The 18,882-nt window shown below is 70.6% G+C and carries 17 protein-coding genes; 14 read left to right on the top strand and 3 right to left on the bottom strand.

The window, feature by feature from the left end; all coding sequences use genetic code 11:
• Window positions 1-8: 8 nt before the first annotated feature.
• From AMA02S_RS03400 to AMA02S_RS03385, 4 genes are all read left to right on the top strand, one after another.
• Window positions 9-428 (top strand): DUF3151 domain-containing protein, encoded by a 420-nt coding sequence (locus AMA02S_RS03400; RefSeq protein ID WP_067451278.1) that lies wholly within the window; start codon window positions 9-11, stop codon window positions 426-428.
• Window positions 429-649: 221 nt separating this feature from the next.
• Entirely contained in the window at window positions 650-1,810 is a 1,161-nt protein-coding gene (locus AMA02S_RS03395) for an FAD-dependent oxidoreductase (RefSeq protein WP_067451275.1), read from the top strand.
• A 9-nt stretch (window positions 1,811-1,819) separates the two neighbouring features.
• A complete protein-coding gene (locus AMA02S_RS03390) occupies window positions 1,820-2,635 on the top strand; it encodes an alpha/beta fold hydrolase (RefSeq protein WP_084264488.1) in 816 nt (271 codons plus the stop codon).
• 200 nt (window positions 2,636-2,835) lie between these two features.
• Entirely contained in the window at window positions 2,836-4,149 is a 1,314-nt protein-coding gene (locus AMA02S_RS03385) for an MFS transporter (RefSeq protein ID WP_084264486.1), read from the top strand.
• Between the two features lie 12 nt (window positions 4,150-4,161).
• Here AMA02S_RS03385 and AMA02S_RS03380 read toward each other — a convergent pair whose 3' ends face one another.
• Entirely contained in the window at window positions 4,162-5,610 is a 1,449-nt protein-coding gene (locus AMA02S_RS03380) for an FAD/NAD(P)-binding protein (protein ID WP_084264534.1), read from the bottom strand.
• 118 nt (window positions 5,611-5,728) lie between these two features.
• On the opposite strand from AMA02S_RS03380, the gene AMA02S_RS03375 reads away from it, so the two are divergent.
• The 6 genes from AMA02S_RS03375 (at window position 5,729) to AMA02S_RS03350 (ending at window position 11,555) form a co-directional block, all read left to right on the top strand.
• Window positions 5,729-6,820 carry a response regulator transcription factor gene (locus AMA02S_RS03375; RefSeq protein ID WP_218004824.1) on the top strand — a complete coding sequence of 364 codons (1,092 nt, stop codon included), beginning with the start codon at window positions 5,729-5,731 and terminating at the stop codon, window positions 6,818-6,820.
• A gap of 120 nt (window positions 6,821-6,940) precedes the next feature.
• A complete protein-coding gene (locus AMA02S_RS03370; protein WP_067451269.1) occupies window positions 6,941-8,224 on the top strand; it encodes an adenylosuccinate synthase in 1,284 nt (427 codons plus the stop codon).
• 37 nt (window positions 8,225-8,261) lie between these two features.
• Complete coding sequence (locus tag AMA02S_RS03365; RefSeq protein WP_067451266.1) at window positions 8,262-8,639, top strand: VOC family protein; 378 nt, start codon at window positions 8,262-8,264, stop codon at window positions 8,637-8,639.
• Window positions 8,640-8,699: 60 nt separating this feature from the next.
• Window positions 8,700-9,563, top strand: coding sequence for a glycerophosphodiester phosphodiesterase family protein (locus AMA02S_RS03360; RefSeq protein ID WP_067451263.1), 864 nt, complete (start codon window positions 8,700-8,702; stop codon window positions 9,561-9,563).
• A gap of 333 nt (window positions 9,564-9,896) precedes the next feature.
• Window positions 9,897-10,742: a radical SAM/SPASM domain-containing protein gene (locus tag AMA02S_RS03355; protein WP_067451260.1), complete on the top strand. Its 846-nt coding sequence runs from the start codon at window positions 9,897-9,899 to the stop codon at window positions 10,740-10,742.
• Between the two features lie 63 nt (window positions 10,743-10,805).
• Window positions 10,806-11,555: a protein kinase gene (locus AMA02S_RS03350; protein ID WP_245667329.1), complete on the top strand. Its 750-nt coding sequence runs from the start codon at window positions 10,806-10,808 to the stop codon at window positions 11,553-11,555.
• A gap of 452 nt (window positions 11,556-12,007) precedes the next feature.
• Here AMA02S_RS03350 and AMA02S_RS03340 read toward each other — a convergent pair whose 3' ends face one another.
• A complete protein-coding gene (locus AMA02S_RS03340) occupies window positions 12,008-13,087 on the bottom strand; it encodes a magnesium and cobalt transport protein CorA (RefSeq protein WP_245667328.1) in 1,080 nt (359 codons plus the stop codon).
• 358 nt (window positions 13,088-13,445) lie between these two features.
• On the opposite strand from AMA02S_RS03340, the gene purD reads away from it, so the two are divergent.
• From purD to AMA02S_RS03320, 4 genes are read left to right on the top strand one after another with little or no spacing between them, the layout of a single operon-like run.
• The gene (gene purD / locus AMA02S_RS03335) at window positions 13,446-14,690 is read left to right on the top strand and encodes a phosphoribosylamine--glycine ligase (RefSeq protein WP_067451247.1); all 1,245 of its coding nucleotides are present in this window, start codon (window positions 13,446-13,448) and stop codon (window positions 14,688-14,690) included.
• 52 nt (window positions 14,691-14,742) lie between these two features.
• Complete coding sequence (gene purB, locus AMA02S_RS03330) at window positions 14,743-16,053, top strand: adenylosuccinate lyase (RefSeq protein WP_067451244.1); 1,311 nt, start codon at window positions 14,743-14,745, stop codon at window positions 16,051-16,053.
• Window positions 16,054-16,099: 46 nt separating this feature from the next.
• Window positions 16,100-16,879 carry an MOSC domain-containing protein gene (locus tag AMA02S_RS03325; RefSeq protein ID WP_067451240.1) on the top strand — a complete coding sequence of 260 codons (780 nt, stop codon included), beginning with the start codon at window positions 16,100-16,102 and terminating at the stop codon, window positions 16,877-16,879.
• Entirely contained in the window at window positions 16,876-17,733 is an 858-nt protein-coding gene (locus AMA02S_RS03320) for a phosphoribosylaminoimidazolesuccinocarboxamide synthase (RefSeq protein ID WP_067451237.1), read from the top strand. Before AMA02S_RS03325 ends, AMA02S_RS03320 begins: the two co-directional genes overlap by 4 nt.
• Before the next feature lie 65 nt (window positions 17,734-17,798).
• Here the strand turns inward: AMA02S_RS03320 and AMA02S_RS03315 are convergent, their stop codons facing one another.
• A complete protein-coding gene (locus tag AMA02S_RS03315; protein ID WP_067451574.1) occupies window positions 17,799-18,845 on the bottom strand; it encodes a suppressor of fused domain protein in 1,047 nt (348 codons plus the stop codon).
• Window positions 18,846-18,882 lie beyond the last annotated feature (37 nt).

The following is an 18,882-nucleotide window of genomic DNA, read 5'->3' as shown; positions in this document are numbered from 1 at the left end:
GACTTACGATGACCCGCATGACCCAGAACCTGCTCGGCGGCCTGCCTCCGACCGAACTGCCGGACAACGCAGAGGCCCGCGAGGCCCTGGCGAACGGCGTGGACCCGTTCGAGGTGGCCGCGCGTCACCCGGATCACCCGGGGGCGTGGGCCGAGCTGGCCGACCGTGCCTTCGCCAGGGGCGGTGTCATCGACTCCTACGCGTTCGCGCGCACCGGCTACCACCGGGGCCTCGACCAGCTGCGCCGGGCCGGTTGGAGGGGGCAGGGGCCCGTACCGTGGGAGCACGAGCCGAACCGGGGCTTCCTGCGGGCCCTGCACGCCCTCGGCCGGGCCGCCGCCGCGATCGGCGAGGACGACGAGGCCGAGCGGTGCAAGACGTTCCTGCGCGACAGCAGCGCCACGGCGGCCGACGAGCTCGGCGCCTGAGGTCCGATCCCGCTCTGGAGCGTCGGCGAGTCTTCTAGCGCGCAGAAGCCGGTCAGGATCGGCGATCTGGGTCGAAGTGGCTGAAGGGCATAACGAGACGTATAGCCGTCTCGTTATGCCCTTCTGCGAAAGAAGCATTAGTCAGGTATGAGCCCTGGTCACAAGATGGTCTGCATCACACCACACCTGATGCCGCATCACCCGACCGGGAGGAAACGACCGTGCAGCCGAGGAAGACCGCGGAAGTGATCGGGGCCGGGCTGGCCGGGCTCACCGCCGCGACCGCGCTGGCTCAGCGTGGCTGGTCGGTGCGCCTGCACGAGCGCGACACCGAGATCCGCGCGATCGGCGCCGGCATCTACGTGTGGGGCAACGGCCTGGCCACGCTGGAGGCATTGGGCCTGTACGAGGAGGCCGCGTTCAACGCGCACGTCGGCCCGGTGCTGGAGACCCGCGACCACCGCGACCGCGTCGTCGAGGAGGTGCCCATCAACGGGCCCGGCCAGGCGCGCGTGCTCACCATCATGCGGGATCACCTGATCAGCACGCTCATCGGCGGCGCCGAGAAGGCCGGGGTGGACATCCGCACCGGCTCGGAGGTCGTCGAGGCGAGCCCCGACGGCCGCGTCATCACGCGTTCCGGTGAGGCGTCCCGCGCCGACGTCGTGCTCGCCGCGGACGGGGTGAACTCCCGGATCCGCGGCCAGTACGACATCGTGGCCCACCGCGCCCAGGCGAGGCAGGGCGCGACGCGGCTCACGGTGCCTCGCTCGTCCGGGTTCGTGGCTGAACAGGATCAGGGCAAGTACATCGAGTACTTCAGTGGACGGCGCCGCGTCCTGTACACGCCCAGCAGCGAGAGCAGCCTGTACGTCGCCCTCGTCGCCGACGAGCGGGACCGGGCGGCGAGCCGCATACCGGTCGACACCGCGGCGTGGATCCGCTCGTTCCCCCATCTGGAGACCCTGCTGAGCGCATGCGCCGGGCTCCCGGGGCGCTGGGACACCTTCCAGTTCCTCACCCTCACCCGCTGGTCCATGGGCAGGCTGGCGTTCCTCGGCGACGCCGCGCACGCGCAGCCGCCCTACCTCGGGCAGGGCGGCGGCTGCGCGATGATGAGCGCCCTCGGCCTGGCCGACGCCCTCAGCGGCTCCGCCGCCCCCGTCGACCAGTTGCTCCGCGACTGGGAGTACGCCGAACGGCCGACGGTCGAGCACACCCAGCGCTGGTCCCACCGGCTCGGCCGGCTCAACTACGTTCCCGACGCCGCCCGCGCGTCCCTGCTGAAGGGCAGCAGGTACCTGCCGCGTCTCGGCGCGTCCCGGCTGCGGGCGGCACTGACGGTCCCGACCGGCGCGGGCCGGTTCGCCGGCGGCCACTGAGAGGAAGGCATGACCCACACCGACCTGAAGACCCTCTGGATCGACGGCAACCCGATCAGCTACCAGGACCAGGGGCCGCGGGGGGCGCCCACCGTCGTGCTCCTGAGCGGCTGGTGCCACGACCATCGGCTCTTCGACCAACTCGTTCCGTTCCTGAGCGACGATCTGCGCGTTCTGTGCGTCGACTGGCGCGGGCACGGCGAGGACCGCACCCCGGTCGCCGACTTCGGCTACCGCGAGCAGGCCGCCGACACCATCGCCGTCCTGGACGCCCTCGGCGTCGACCGTTTCCTCCCGCTGTCCCACTCGCACGGAGGCTGGGCGCTCCTGGAGATCGCCGAGCGTGTCGGCACCGCGCGCGTGCCGCGGATCCTCGTCGCCGACTGGTTGATGACTCCCCCGGCTCCGGAGTTCGCCGCCGGGCTCGCCGCCATCCAGGACCCGGCCCGCTGGATCGAGGGCAGGCGGAACCTGTACGAGGTGTGGCTGAACGGCCGGGACCACGAGCGTGTGCGGCGCCACCTGGACGAGGAGATGTCCGGGTTCGGGTTCGAGATGTGGGCCCGCTCCTGCCGGGTCATCGCGGGCGCCTACGCCGAGTTCGGCTCCCCGCTCCAGCGGATGGCCGGCCTCACCGAACCCCGTCCGGTCAAGCACCTGTTCTCCCAGCCCACCGACCCCGAGTACGAGCGCGCGCAGATCGAGTTCCGCGCCGGGCACCCGTGGTTCGACTACCACGTGCTCGGCGGCCCGACGCACTTCCCGACCCTCGACGTCCCCGACAAGGTCGCCGCCGAGATCCGCGGTCACCTCGTCCAGGGCTGACCACGTCATCCTCTTTGCAGGACACCGCACCGCATGGCGGACACCCACCGCCGGTGAGGACGCAGGCGGTCCCGGACCGGGACGACGCCGAGGTGTTCCTGCACTCCACCGCTCCCCTTACGCGGACGTCCTGACGGAGCCGGCCGGCCTCAGGCTTCCCAACCGCTCACCTGCCGTTCCGTCCCCGCAAGGAGCCCACCATGCGCGACCCAGGTCCCACCATGCCCGAAAACGACCCGCCGGCCACCCGATGGGTCATGCTCGCGATCGTCTCCGCCGGATTCATCGCCATGACCATCAACTGGTTCGACATCTCCACCGGCTTCCCCGCGATCGGGAAGGAGTTCGACAAGCCGATCCCGGACGTGGCGTTCCTCATCTCGGTGTTCGTCGCCGCGTACGGCATCCTGCACATCCCCGGCGGCCTGCTCGCCACCAAGTGGGGCCTGCGCCGGACGCTCGCGCTCGGTCTCGCGATCGAGGCGGCGGGATCGCTGCTGTCGGCGACGTCGACGTCCTTCGCGCAACTGGTGCTGTGGCGCGCCGTCGCGGGCGTCGGCGCGTCCGTCTTCGCCGCGGTCGGCATCGCCGCTGTCAGCATCTGGTTCCGCGACCACCAGCACGCCCTCGCGCTCGGCATCTCCTCGGCCGCCTTCAGCGTCGGCACCGCGCTCGGCCTGTACGCCTTCGCCGACCTCACCGACGCCACCTCCTGGCGGACGTCGATCGTCATCGGCGGCGTGCTGTGCCTCGTGGTCGCCGCGGTCAGCGCGCTGTTCTTCCGGGTGCCGCGCGACGCCGGTCCCCTCGCCGGCGCCCACCTGACCCGCGCCGGCCTCCAGCAGGCCCTGTTCAACAAGGACATCTGGCTGTACGGCCTGGCGTTCTTCGGCGCGTACGGCTCCTACCTCGGCGCCTCCCAGCTGATCTCGGGCTACGGCGACGACCGGCACATTCCCGGCGACCAGGTGGGCGCGGCCGCCTTCCTCATCGGCATCGCCGGCGTCCCCGGCAGCATCGCCGCGGGCTGGCTCGCCGACCGCTACCTGAGCCCGCGGACCCTGTTCGCCGCCGGCGCCGTCCTGGAGGCGGTGGCGCTGGCCTGCATCCCGCTGTCCGGCCCGCACACGTTCTGGATCCCCGCGTTCGGTGTCGGGTTCATGTTCAACTTCGTCTTCGCGGTCTGGCAGACCGTCCCGGGCGGCATGAAGGGTCTCGCGCCGGAGAACATCGGCACCGCCATCGGGCTCATGCTCACCATTTCGGCCGTCGGCGGGTTCGTCCTGCCCTGGGCGTTCGGGCACATCGTGGACGGCCCCGGATACGCCGCCGCCTGGACGTTCCTGGCCGCGGTCAGCGCCGTCACCGTCGCGTTCTGCCTGTTCACCCGCTCCGGCAGCCGTTCCCTGGCCACGGCGCCGGGCCCGGCAGGCGGCCCGGCGCCCGACGCCGGCAGGGGCACGTCCTTCCTGCGCGACAGCAGCCCCGCGGCGGCCGACGAGCTCGGCGCCTGACCTGAGCCGACCTCAGGCGTCGCGCAGTGCCACGCTCATCCGAGACCGGTCAGGGGACTCATCCCCCGACCGGTCTTGGATGGAGCGCGCCGTCCGGTGGGCCTGGGCGGCCACGCCGGCAATGCCCGAAGTGATGAAGGGACCGCCGCCGGCGAGGTCACCCACCACGTGCAGGCGCGGGTCAGCGCGTCCGGCGACGACGAGATGCCCGGTGTCGACGGTGAGACCGCCGTCGAGGTGCCGGGACGCGCCCTGCGCGAGCAGGGACGTGACGAGCGGCTCGGCGCGCTGGGGGATCGCGTGCGGCGGCGGGTTGACGGCGTTGATCACGACGTCGGCGGCGCGGGTCCCGGTGGCGTGGCCGAGGCGGAAACCGGCCTCGATCCCGGTCATTCCGGAGAGCAGTTCCAGGGCGCCGGCGTCCAGCAGTTCCAGCAGGACGGCGGCGTTCCCCGGGATCATGGGCGAGGCCAGGCCCGTGATCGTCCGGAAATGGTCCTCGCGCAGCCGCCGCCGGTCGGGTTCGGGAAGGAGCCGCCAGACGGCGGGGCCCAGCGTGTGCGCCGTCTCCTGAAGGATCCGGCGGCCCCGCAGCGGCGCGTCCACCAGGGCGAGTTGTTCGCGCAGGGCCGTCACGGGGTCCGGCGGCATGGCGATGGCGGCGGCCAGGTCGTCCCAGTCCTCGTGGTGTTCCGCCAGTTCCCGGCGGATCAGGTCGGACAGGGTGCCGAGCGTGACCGGGCCCCGCAGCCGGTCGGCCGTCAGGTGTTTGATCTCCGTCTCGACCGGGCGTTGCCAGACGTACGGAAGCGCACCGCTGCGCGACGCCAGGCTGATCCTTCCGGTGTGCCCGCGCGCGGCGAGCGAGACGACGATGTCGACGGCGGTCAGGCCGCTGCCGAGAACGATCACGTCCTGGCCGGACGGGATCGTCGCGAGGGTCTGTTCCAGCGGGTACGGATCGGCCACGAAGCCGGGAACGCCCGTCAGGCCGTAGAGGTCGCGGGGAGTGCCGCCGCCCACGCAGAGGACGACCTGGTCGGCTGTGTAGCGGGCGCCTGCGGTCTCCACCACCGGCCGCTCGCCCAGCGAGATCCCGGTGACGGCCTCCTGAACCAGCCTCGCGGCGGGGAAACGGGCGAGGGCCGTCTCCGCTGTCTCCGCCAGGTACTCCCCGTAGACGGCGCGGGGTGGGACGGGCCGTCCGAGCCGTTCGTCGAGGTAGGCGCCCGGAACATTCTCGTCGAGCCAACCCGCGTAATGGTCCCGGTCACCGGCCCGGATCGACATGATCTCCGGAGGGGCGTTGACGAGGACGGACGCCAGGTCGGGCCGGTACGGGCGACCACGCCACGGCAGCGGCGCGGGGTCGAACACGGTGACGGTCTCCACAAGGGCGGGGTCCAGTGCGTCCAGCAGCCCGACGGCGGCGGCACCGGCCCCGATGATCGCAATGTTCATGGCGTCAGCGTCGTCGGCCGCCCACGCGCGTCCCATCCCTTCGGCGCGGGGTTCTCCCAGCCCGGAATCCCCCATGTGAGGGGGTCAGGCCGCGCCGGACGCGAGGCAGCCTGGACGGGTGATCGACCAGCGGGAACGGCGAACGATCCTCGACCGGGCGAAGCACGCACACGACGCCTCCGACCTCTTCAGAGGCACGTCCGCGCGGCTGCGCCGCCTGGTGGGGTACCAGGCGGCGGCCTGGTCCGCGACCGACCCGGACACGGGACTCGTCACCGCGCCGATGCGGGTGGAGAACCTCGGACGGGGCGAGGAATGCTTCGCCTACTGGGAATGCGCGCTGCTGGAGGAGAGCGTCATCCCCTACCGCGAGCTGGCGCGCGCCGCCGTCCCCGCCGCCGGGCTGCGCGCGAGCACCGACGACCTGCCCGCGCGCAGCGCCCAGTACCGCAAGCTCCTCGCGCGCCGGGGAGTGGGGGACGAGCTGCGCGCCGTCCTGCGCGTGGGTGGACGTCCGTGGGGCGTGGTCAGCCTGTTCCGCGACGAAGGACGGGGGCCGTTCGGGCCGGACGAGGTCTCCCTCGTCGCGAGCCTGTCCGCACCCCTGGCCGCGCGGCTGCGCGAGCTCACCCGCCCCGTCAGTGCTCCCGGATCCGTACAGGGGCAGGATCCGGGCCTGATCCTTTTCGACCCGTCCGGCACGCCGATCTCGATGAACGACGAGGCGCGCCACTACCTCGCGCTGCTGCCGGACGGGCCGTCCGCCCCCTCTCCGCTCGGTCCGCCGCTGCCGATCTGGCTCGCCGGCACCGCCGCCCAGGCGCGCGCCGTCGCCGCCGGACACGACCGCGGGGCCGCCCGCGTGCGGATCCGCACCCGCGAAGGCCAGTGGCTCGTCTGCCACGCGTCCTGCCTGGACGGCCCCTCCGGCGGCCACGTCGCGGTGATCGTCCAGCCCGCCGCCAGCTCCGACATGGCGCCGATCATCGCCGAGACCTACGGGCTCTCCGCCCGGGAGCTGGAGATCACCCAGCTCATCGCGCGCGGGCTGTCCACCGGCGGCATCGCCGCCGCGCTGATGATCTCGCCGCACACCGTCCGCGACCACGTCAAGACGGTGTTCGCCAAGACACGCGTGTCCAGCCGAGGCGAGCTGGTGGCCAGGCTCTTCGCCGAGAACTACTGGCCGCACCGCGCCACGCGGCCGTGACCAGCGGGTGAGCACCGCTCCGGTTTCCTTGTCGGCCCGGTACGGGTACGATTTGATCGCAAGAGGCCCCTTCGCTCTTGCAGCGACCAGGGGCCTTCGTCGTGGGAAGGAAACAGCCGCATGCCGGCCATCGTTCTTGTCGGAGCCCAATGGGGAGATGAGGGCAAGGGCAAGGCCACCGACCTGCTGGGCGGGAGCGTCGACTACGTCGTCCGCTACCAAGGTGGCAACAACGCCGGCCACACCGTGGTCATCGGCGAGAAGAGCTACGCACTGCACCTGCTGCCGTCCGGGGTCCTGTCACCCGACGTCGTCCCGGTGATCGGCAACGGCGTGGTGATCGACCCGGCCGTACTGCTCCAGGAGATCGACGGCCTGCGGGACCGCGGGATCGGCTGCGAACGCCTGCTGATCTCGGCGAACGCGCACCTGATCATGCCCCACCACCGGGCCCTGGACAAGGTCACCGAACGGTACCTGGGCAAGGCCCGGATCGGGACGACCGGCCGCGGCATCGGCCCCGCCTACGCCGACAAGATCAACCGGATGGGCGTCCGGGTCCAGGACCTGTTCGACCCGAACATCCTCACCCAGAAGCTCGACCTGTCGCTGCGCGAGAAGAACCAGGTCCTGACGAAGGTCTACAACCGGCGCCGCATCGAGACCGGCCCGATCGTCCAGGAGTACCTGGCCTACGGCGAGCGCCTCAAGCCGTTCGTCGCCGACACCACGCTCGTCCTGAACCAGGCACTGGAGGACGACAAGGTCATCCTGCTGGAGGGCGCCCAGGGCACCCTCCTGGACATCGACCACGGCACCTACCCGTTCGTGACCTCCTCCAGCCCCACCGCCGGCGGCGCCTGCGCGGGCTCCGGTATCGGCCCCACCAGGATCACCCGCGTGATCGGCATCCTGAAGGCGTACACGACCCGCGTCGGCTCCGGCCCGTTCCCCACCGAACTGCTCGACGAGTGGGGCGAGTTCCTGCGCACGACCGGCGGCGAGTACGGCGTGACCACCGGCCGCGACCGCCGCTGCGGCTGGTTCGACGCCGTCATCGCCCGCTACGCCACCCGGGTGAACGGCATCACCGACTACTTCCTCACCAAACTGGACGTCCTGTCCGGCCTGGAGCGCGTCCCCGTCTGCGTCGCCTACGAGATCGACGGGCACCGGGTCGAGGAACTGCCGACCACGCAGACCGAGTTCCACCACGCCAAGCCCATCCTGGAGTACCTGGACGGCTGGCAGGAGGACATCACCAGCGCCAAGACGTTCGACGACCTGCCGAAGAACGCGCAGGCGTACGTCCGGGCGCTGGAGGAGATGTCCGGCGCGCAGATCTCCGCGATCGGCGTCGGCCCCGGCCGCGACCAGACACTCTCGCTGCGCCCCCTCATCTAGCGCCGCGCGCCAAGTCTCACGATCATAGGGAGAGGCCGTGGCAAGCCGCATCACCGAACTCGTGCTGGACTGTCGTGACCCGGAGCGCCTCGCCGCATTCTGGTGCGAGGTGCTGGGCTTCGTGATCCTGCTGCGAGATGGCGAGGACATCGAGATCGGTCCCCCACCAGGAACCGGCGGTCTCCAGCTCACCCTGGTGTTGAGCAAGGCACACGAGCCGAAGAACGGCAAGTTGCCCCTGCACTTCGATATCAACGCGACCGACCGCGACCAGGACACCGAGCTCGAACGCCTCCTGGCCGCGGGAGCACGGTTCGCCGACATCGGCCAGACAGGCGAAGAACCCTGGCATGTCCTCGCCGACCCAGAGGGCAACGAGTTCTGCCTGCTCCAAGCGCGCGTATCCGCCACCTGACCAGGCGTTTTCACCCTTCATCCACCGGACGTTCGGCCACGAGAGGTAACGTGCGGTGCCGTGTCCGCCCCTGAGGTCCACGGTCACCGCGGCGCGCGTGGCCTCCGCCCGGAGAACACCCTGCCCGGCTTCGTCCACGCCCTGGAACTGGGCGTGGACGCCATCGAGCTGGACGTGGGCATCACCGCCGACGGTGTGGTCGTCCTCTGCCACGACCAGCTCCTCTCCCCGGTGACCCTCACCGACACGGCCCCAGTCCACTCGGGCGACCCCGCGTTCCCCTACGTCGGCAAGCCGATCAGGGACCTGACGCTGGCGCAGCTGAAGACCCTGGACGCCGGCGTCCGGCATTCCGACGACGCCTTCACGGCGACGCAATTCCCCATGCCCGGCACCCCGATCCCCACGCTCGCCGAGGCCTGCGCCCTCCTCGCCCCGTCCGACGTCCGGCTCGCCGTCGAGCTGAAAACCGACCCCACCTGGCCCGACGAGGACGTCGCCCGTTTCACCTCGGCCGTCGCAGCCGTCCTGGAATCCGCCGGTCTGACCCTGCGCAGCCGCCTCCTGGCCTTCGACTGGCGCGTCCTGACCGAGGCCCGCCGCCACCACCCCATGGTCGGCCGAGTAGCGCTGATCGAGCGTAAGACCCTCGCTCCCGGCACCCCCTGGCTGGCCGGCCAGGACCCCGCCGACCCGATAGCCGCCGCCGTGGCAGCGGGAGCGACAGCCCTGTCCCCCGACCACACCCTGATCACCCCGGGCCTGGTCGAGGACGCCCACGCCCTGGCCCTCCCGGTGGTCGCCTGGACGGTCAACGACCCCGAGGACATGTCCCGCCTGACCAAATACGGCGTGGACGCCCTGGTCACCGACTACCCCGACCGCGCCCCCACCCCGCGAACAAAGCCGCGCACTAGCCGATAGTCAGCCGAATTCCGTGCGGTCCGAGGTTTCGCACGCCAGGCATGTCCGGAACTGCGCGCACACGCGATCTGCGGGGCCCGCCGCCAGGACGCCGCATATGCGCGTCCCGCAGCAAGCACGGCGTCACGTCCAACCCCGACACGACATCCCCTCCTGTCCGGAGCTGAGACAACCAAGCACAATGGTCGCTTTGTAGCGAAAATTCCACATTCTTGGACAGCAAATACATCACTTCACAGGAACACCATGCTCACACGCCTATGCACCTGGCCACTCAAGCCGTAGCGTCGATTAGTGCCACAGAAACTGTGATCAGAATAAGGAGACCACGCATTGATCACAGCGACGGAGATCAGCGAGCGGGCGGCCACTCGTTTCCTCTGGCTTGATCTGACCCGAAAGTGCCAACTCCAATGCGGTCACTGCTATAACTCATCGGGACCGGAGGGCACGCACGGCACCATGACGCGGGACGATTGGATCAGTGTCCTCGATCAGGCCACATGCTGCGGAGTGGGCGGCGTCCAGTTCATCGGCGGAGAACCGACCTTGCACCCGCATGCCGTCGAACTAGTGGAGTACGCACTCTCCCTGGGCCTGCGGGCCGAAGTGTTCACCAATCTGGTCAGCGTCCCTGGAGTGTGGTGGGAACTGTTCCAGCGCGACGGTGTCTCACTGCGCACCTCGTACTACTCAGATCAGCCCGACGAACACAAAACCGTCACCGGGCGACCGAGCCACCAACGGACACGCGAGAACATCATCAAGTCGGTCAAGCTGGGCATCCCGCTCCGTGTGGGAATCATCGCCACCAGGGATGCACAGCGCATTGACGCGGCACGTCGGGATCTGGAGGTTCTCGGCGTTCGCGACATCCGTGTGGACAGCACCCGGCCCTTCGGACGGGCCGCCGCCGATCAAGAGCCCGATCCCGCCCGTCTCTGCGGGGGATGTGGCTTCGGGCGCGCAGCGATCGGCCCGGACGGCACCGTGTCCCCCTGCGTCATGTCGGGATGGATGGGCGTGGGCAAGGTCCAGGAGGAGTCCCTCGCCGATATCCTCGGCGGTGTCACCATGTCACACGCGAAGGCCATCATTCAGGCGATGACCGGCGGGCCGGACGAGGACGACGAATGCACCCCGGGTTTCCCGGGTAGTGGGTGCAGCCCAAGGAATTGAGGTAGTTCTGTGCGGCTTCCCGGACCTGAATTCGTCGCGTTACTCCAACAGCAAACAGGCGAAGTGACCAACATTCGCCCATCCGAGGCCGGAAACAGCTCCGACGTCACTGCGTTGGTCGAGTGCGAAAAAGGGCCGTTCTTCGTCAAGGCGTTCCGAAACCGGCCCGGTGGGCGGCGTGACTCCCTGATCCGGGAAGAGTCGATCAATCCGCACGTCGTCCCCCTCTCCCCAACGGTGTTGTGGCGGGTCGAGGACGAGGCGTGGCTGGCGATCGGGTTCGAAGTGATCGAGGGGCGGCCGGCGGACTTCACCCCAGACTCGCGGGACCTGCCTGCGGTGATCGACCTCCTGAACCGGATCGGAGGCCTGCCTCTGCCCGAGGTGGCCCGAGACTGGCCCGAAACACGATGGGATCGGTTCACCGCCGGCAATGCTGAAGCCGCCATGTTCCAGGGCGACAGCCTCCTGCACACCGACATCAACCAGTCCAACCTGATCATTGGGGCCGGACGGACGTGGGTGGTGGACTGGTCTTGGCCGACACGCGGTGCGGCCTTTATCGACGCGGCCCTGCTCGTCTTCCAACTTATCGCCGCCGGGCACACTGCCTTGGCGGCCGAGACGCTGGCCGCCGGATGCGTGGCGTGGGCAGATGCCGACCCTCGCGCGATCGATGCGTTCGCTGCCGCGAATCTGCGCATGTACCGACGGCGGGCGGACCGGTATCCCAACGAGTCGTGGCTTGAGGCTATGGTGGCCGCCGGCCGGCGGTGGACTGAACATCGCGGAGTCGTGGCGCAAGGCCACTGATGCGAGGTTCCCGAGGTCCGGCGCCTCACATGCCCGCAACGGGCAGGACAGCGAGTCCTAGAGCGGACTACCGGGGGCGCAAGGTGGCCCCCAAGACCTGGTGGACGGTAGTTGTGGGGTGGCCGATGGTGACTTCCAGCGTGGGGTTGGTCCGGCCAGTGATGCGGCTGAGGATTTCCGCCACGTCGCCGAAGTCCAGCGTGTAGGGAGCCGTCAGCGGTGGCGTGATCCCGTCGAGGGCGGGCGTCTTCGGACAGGTCGAGGGCCGCGGCCTCTGCCAGGTCCTCGTGGGGACTCTCAGCAAGGCTGAGGCCACGCTCCTCGACGAGTGGCTACAACGCTGACCCAGCCGTCGTCTCCCGTTCCCGAGGGTTACGGGACAGGCACGCGGAGCGAGCTCTGCGAGTGAGGAGGAGGGCGAGCAGCCGGGGGGCTGGGTGCTCCCCCAAGAACTACAACCAGCCGTTGCGGCGGAAGCCTCGGTAGAGGGAGAAGCAGGCCAGGGCGATGAAACCGAGGATCATGGGATAGCCGTAGCGCCATTCGGTTTCGGGCATGAAGTCGAAGTTCATGCCGTAGACGCCGGCGATGGCGGTGGGGACCATGAAGAGGGCACCCCAGGCGGAGATCCTGCGCATGTCCTGGTTGTCGGCGACGGTCACCTGGGTCATGTGGGCTTGCAGGATCGGGTTGAGGAGCTCGTCGTAGGACTCGACCTGCTCGCGAACGCGGGTGAGGTGGTCTTCGACGTCGCGCAGGTATTCCTTGATCTCGGTGGGGACGAAGCGGCGGCCCGAGAGGTTGCGCAGGGGGCCCGCGAGGGGGCCGACGGCGCGCTTGAGCTGGATGACCTCGCGCTTGAGGCGGTAGATGCGGCGCGATTCGTCGGTGCGTTCGGGAGAGAAGACGGCCTCCTCCACCTCGTCGATGTCCTCCTGGACGGCGTCGGCCACGCAGACGTAGCCGTCGACCACGCGGTCGGCGACGGCGTGCAGGACGGCCGCGGGGCCCTTCGCGAGCCGGGCGGGGTCGTCTTCGAGGTGTTCGCGGACGGAGCCGAGCTCGCCGTGGGCGCCGTGCCGGACGGTGACGACGAAGTCCGGGCCACAGAAGATCATGATCTCGCCGGTCTCGACGACCTCGGCGCCGCCGGAGCCGCTGGCGACGTAGCCGACGGTCTTCATGACGACAAAGTGGACGTCGTCGTAGCGTTCGAGCTTGGGGCGCTGGTGGGCGTGGATGGCGTCCTCGACGGCGAGCGGGTGGAGGCCGAAGACCTCGGCCAGCTCGGTGAGCTCGGTCGCGGACGGCTCGTGCAGGCCGACCCAGACGAAGCCGGCGGAGTCGCCGTCGGCGGTGAGCCTGCCGTCCCGGATGAGGCGGACGGCGTCGCCGACGGTGGCCGTGGAGACGCGGTGGCCGTCGATGTAGGCGGCCCAGTCGATGACGGCGGAGTCGCGGCTCTGTACCGGCACTCCGGTGGGGCGGCCGCGCGTCTTGAACAACGCGCGGCTGGGACGAACTCGTGTCATGGCCATGAGGTGCTCCTAACCCTCCGGCCACGCACGTATCGCGCGCTCGACCCTGCTTGTCAGCGAAGGGAGCGCGCGGAGGCGACGGCCGGACGCATGGAGGCGGACGGATGGACAGTCCTGTCCGGACTATGAGGGTTCTCCGGCGAACTGCAAGGATCACCAGGAATCATCCCGACCACCTCCTTTCACGCGCCTCGACAGCGGGGCGTCAAGCCCGTCGCAGCTTACCAGCCGACATTTAAGACGCCGCCGCCCTCGGGAAGGTTCACCTGGGGCATGTGTGACGGCCGCCTCATCGTCACCGGAGGCCGTCCGCGGGACGTTTCGGGAGCGGGGCGCACTAAGCTCGCGTGACGTGCGAGTACTCGTCCTTGGATCGGGTGGCCGCGAGCACGCGCTCGCCCGCGCCCTGCATCGTGACCCTGCCGTCACCGCCCTCCACTGCGCCCCGGGCAATCCGGGCACGGCCGAGATCGCGGACAACCACCAGCTCGATCCCACCGATCCCACCGCCGTGACCGAGCTGGCAGGACGGCTCGGGATCGAGTTGGTCGTGGTGGGCCCGGAGGCGGTGCTCGTGGCGGGGGTCGGTGACGCCGTCCGCGCCGTCGGGATCCCGTGTTTCGGGCCCGATCGCGCCGCCGCGCGCATCGAGGGTTCTAAGGCGTTCGCCAAGGAGATCATGGCGGCGGCGGGGGTGCCGACGGCGGCGGCGCACGTGTGCGAGACGACCGCGCAGGCAGAGGCGGCGCTGGAGGCGTTCGGCCCGCCCTATGTGGTGAAGGACGACGGGCTCGCGGCGGGGAAGGGCGTCGTGGTGACCGAGGACCGCGCCGCCGCGGCCGCGCATGCCGCGGCCTGCGAGCGGGTCGTCATCGAGGAGTTCCTGGACGGTCCGGAGGTGTCGCTGTTCGCGCTGTGCGACGGGCAGCACGCCGTACCGCTGCTGCCCGCGCAGGACTTCAAACGGGCCTACGACGGCGGCGAGGGCCCCAACACGGGCGGGATGGGCGCCTACACGCCGCTGCTCTGGGCGCCGCCCGGCCTCGTGGACGAGATCATGTCCACGGTCGTGCAGCCCGTCGTGGACGAGCTGCGCCGCCGCGAGACCCCGTACGTCGGCGTGCTGTACGCGGGGCTGGCGCTGACGTCCCGGGGCGTCCGGGTGATCGAGTTCAACGCCCGGTTCGGTGACCCGGAGGTCCAGGTCATCCTGGACAGGCTCGCCACGCCGCTCGGGACGCTCCTTCAGTCCTGCGCGATCGGCGGGCTCGACCCCGATCTGCGGCCGGAGTGGCGTCCGGGGGCCGCCGTCACCGTCGTGGTGGCCGCGGAGGGGTACCCGTCCGCGCCGGTCAAGGGCGACGAGATCACCGGCCTGGACGAGGCGGACGCGGTCGAGGGCGCCTACGTCCTGCACGCGGGCACCGCACGGGACGCGGAGGGGCGCCTCGTCGCGGGCGGGGGGCGCGTCCTCGATGTGGTGGGCTCCGGGCCGGACGTGGCCGGCGCCCGCGAGGCCGCCTACGAGGCCGTCGCCAAGATCGGTCTGCGGGGCGCCCATCACCGCACCGACATCGCCTTGAACGCGACTTCGTAAAGCATCCCGCCCCGGCCCGAACTCCGGTCGGCCGACCTGGGACAATCGTCGGGTGATTGAGCGGTACACACTTCCGGAGATGGGGCGCGTCTGGAGCGACGCGCACAAATACGAGCTGTGGTGCCAGGTGGAGGTCCTCGTCGTCGAGGCCCACGCCGAGGCCGGCACGATCCCGCCGGAGGTGGTCGAGCCGGTCCGCAAGGCGCCGCCGCCGACACCGGAGGCGGTGCACGAGATCGAGGCGGTCACGCAGCACGACGTGATCGCCTTCCTGTCGGCGTGGGCGGACAACACCGAGCCGCGTGAGGCGGCCCGGTACGTCCATTTCGGCATGACCTCGTCCGACCTGCTCGACACGGCGCTCGCGCTCCAGCTCGTCGAGGCGTCCGACATCCTGCTCGCCAAGGCCGACGCGCTCGTCGCGACGCTGCGCGACCACGCGCTGGCGCACCGGGCGACCCTGCGGGTGGGCCGGACGCACGGCATCCACGGCGAGCCGGACGTGTGGGGCCACCGCGTCGCGGACTTCGCGTTCGCCATGGCGCGCTCCCGCGACCGGCTCCGCCGCGCCCGCGAGGCCGTCGGCGTGATGGCGATCTCCGGCGCCGTCGGGACGTACTCCAACATCGACCCGGCCGTCGAGCTGCATGTCGCGCGCAAACTCGGGCTGAAGAGCGCGGACGTCTCGACGCAGGTCGTCATGCGCGACGGCATCAGCGAGTGGGTCTCGGCTCTGGCGATCATGGCGACGGTGTGCGAGGCGGTGGCGCTGGAGGTCCGGCACGGCCAGCGCACCGAGGTCCGCGAGTTGTGGGAGCCGTTCGGCAAGGGCCAGAAGGGTTCGTCGGCGATGCCGCACAAGAAGAACCCGATCATCTCCGAGCGGCTCGCCGGGATGGCCCGGATCGTCCGCGCGCAGATCGTCCCGGTGCTGGAGGGCATCCCGCTCTGGCACGAGCGCGACATCTCGCACTCCTCCACCGAGCGGATCGCGCTGCCGGACGCGTCCGTCGCGCTCGACTACATGCTGAACCTGACCAACAGGCTGATGTCCGGCCTGGTGGTGGACGAGGCGCGGATGAAGGCCAACCTGGAGTCGACCGGCGGGCTGATCTACACCTCGACCGTGCTGCTGGAGCTGGTCGAGGCGGGCATGTCGCGCGACGACGAGGCGTACCCGCTCGTCCAGAGGGCTGCGATGGAGACATGGGAGACGGGTGTCCCCTTCCGCGAGACGCTGCGCAAGCGCGCCGCCGAGGCCGGCCTCACCCTGGACGAGGCGCGCCTGGACGCGGTGTGCCGGCCCGAACGCTTCGTCGAACGCCTCACCCCCGTCTTCGACCGTCTGACGGCCCTCGCCTGACCATGGGGGGGTCCGTGGAGCGCATCCGAGCCCCGCTGGAGGGACCTTGCCGGCGACCCTGACCGAGCTGAACGTCTACCCGCTCAAGAGCGGCCGCGGCACGTCGCTGACCTCCGCCGAGCTGACCGCCCGGGGGCTGCGGTACGACCGCGAGTTCATGCTCGTCACACCCGAGGGGCGGTTCCTGTCGCAGCGGGAGCTCGCGCCGATGGCGTTGATGCGACCGTCGTACGACGGCACGGTCCTGACGGTGAACGCGCCGGGTATGGCGCCGCTCGTCCACAAGGTGGTGGACGACGGCCCCGTCCTGGACGTGATCATCCACCGGCACGACTGCCAGGGCATCGGGCAGGGTGACGAGGCGGACGCCTGGTTCTCCGCCCTCCTGGACCGCGACTGCCGGCTGGTGCGCTTCACCGGCCGCCGGGCCACGTCCCAGGGCGACGAGCTGATGTTCGCCGACCGGTATCCGCTGCTGGTCATCTCCGCCGAGTCGCTCGCCGACCTCAACGGGCGGCTGGACGAGCCGCTCCCGATGAACCGGTTCCGGCCGAACCTCGTCATCGAGGGGCTCGGTGCGTACGCCGAGGACTCCGTCCGGCTGCTGCGGGTCGGCGAGACGGTGATCGAGCTGCTCAAGGCGTGCAGCCGCTGCGTCCTCACCACCACCGACCAGGACACCGGCGAGCGTGGCCGCGAGCCGCTGCGGACCCTCGCGACCTACCGCACCATCGACCAGGGGATCATGTTCGGGCAGAACGGGACCCCTCGCACGCCGGGCCCGCTCGCGCTCGGCGACCCCGTCGACATCCTGGAGGCCACGTGAAGCACCTGCACAGCGGCAAGGTCCGGGATCTGTACGAGCTGCCCGGTGGCGAGCTGCTCATGGTGGCCCGCGACACGATCTCGGCGTTCGACTACATCCTGGACACCCCCATCCCGGACAAGGGCCGCGTCCTCACCCAGCTCTCGCTGTGGTGGTTCGAGCGGCTCGCGGACCTGCTGCCCAACCACGTCCTCTCCACGGACCTGCCGGAGGGCGCGCCCGCGGAGTGGGCCGGCCGGTCCGTCGTCGCCCGCCGGCTCGACATGGTCAAGGTCGAGTGCGTCGCGCGCGGGTACCTCACCGGCTCCGGTCTCACCGACTACCGGGCGACGGGGGCGGTCTGCGGGATCCCGCTGCCGCCCGGCCTCGCGGACGGCTCCCGGCTGCCCGAGCCGATCTTCACCCCGACGACCAAGGCCGATGTCGGCGAGCATGACGAGGCGATGACGTTCGCGCAGGTCGAGCAGGCCGTCGGTGCGGACGTCGCCGCCCGGCTCCGGGACGCGACCCTCGCGGTCTACCGGCGCGGCGCCGAGCTCGGCCGCGAGCGCGGCATCATCGTCGCCGACACCAAGATCGAGCTGGGCTGGGCGCCGGACGGCGAGCTCGTCCTCGCCGACGAGGTCCTCACACCCGACTCCTCCCGCTTCTGGCCGGCGGACGCGTGGGAGCCCGGCCACGCGCAGCCGTCGTTCGACAAGCAGTTCGTCCGCGACTGGCTGCTGTCCCCCGAGTCAGGCTGGGACCGCGCGTCCGGCGAGGCGCCGCCGTCCCTGCCACCCGCGATCGTCGAGCGCACCCGCGCCAAGTACGTCGAGGCCTACGAACGCCTCACCGGCCGCACCTTCGACTGACCGACGGGCTCGCCTGACCGACGGGCTCGACTGAGCGAGTCTCGGGTGAGCGATGCCCCCCGGCCTCAGCCGACGACCTCGCCGGTCTCGTTGCCGTAGCGGTCGCGCATGGCGGTGGGGACGATCTCGACGGTGAGGCCGGGGAACGCGCGGACGGGCCTGCTGCCCGCGGTCGGGCGCAGCGTGTCGGCGAGGTCGTCCAGGGCGGCGGGCGGGACGTGCACCACCAGCACACCATCTTCGGGCTCCTCCACCGCGAACGCGTCGGACGGGCGGAACGTCAGCAGCGTCTCGTCGGTCTGGAGGAGCAACTCACGTCCGAAGGGCAGCCGTCCGCGCAGGGATTCGGCGACGGCCGGGGCCTGAAGCGCTCCGAGCCGCAGCGTCGTCCCGTAGGCGCCGCGCGTCCAGTGCGCGGTGGTCACGTACAGCAGGCCGCTGTTCGAGCCGTCCCGGTCGACGCCCTCCCGGACGGTGCGCGCCAGCTCCGGACGGGCGAGCAGGGAGCCCCGGTCGACGTCAGTGACGAACAGCGGCAGATACGGGGCGAGCGCCTCCATGAAGGATGCCGCGTTCCATTGGCGGATCGCCTCGTACTCCTCTGTCGCGAGACCCACGACCTGGAGGAACTTCAGGCGCCCGTGCGGTGTCGAGATCTCCGCCAGCTCCGGGTCCAGGACGAAGGCGACGGCGCGGATGTCGGAGCCCTCGCGCTCGGCGGCGATCGGACCGTTGACGCTCATGTGGTGGCCGGGCTCGAACCAGTTGCCCGAGTGGAACACGTACCGGCCGAGGTTCTGCAGCAGGTTCGCCGCCCAGATCGGCGGCGTCTCCTCGGCCGGGTCACGCACGACCCGGAACGTGAACTCAAAGCCCCAGCCCGACTCGTCCGGGTCGCTGGTCTCCTGCTTGCCGTACAGCTCGGACATGCCGTAGGAGATGAGATGCCAGTGCGGCACCGGCTCGGTCCGCGCGTAGATGCTGATGCCGTCGAGCGGATCGGGGCCGCCGAGCGACCACTTCACCACCGACGCCAGATGGTAGGGCTTGACGTCCCCGTAAAGGGGGCGCAGCGCGGCGTCGATGGCGTCCCAGCCGGGCGTCTCGTCCATGAAGATCACCCTAACGGCGGGCGCGGACCCGCACGTC

This window comes from Actinomadura macra NBRC 14102 (assembly GCF_001552215.1).
GTDB lineage: Bacteria > Actinomycetota > Actinomycetes > Streptosporangiales > Streptosporangiaceae > Spirillospora > Spirillospora macra.
The sequence above is the reverse complement of the archived record's forward strand: the minus strand, read 5'-3'. Positions and strand labels throughout refer to the sequence as shown.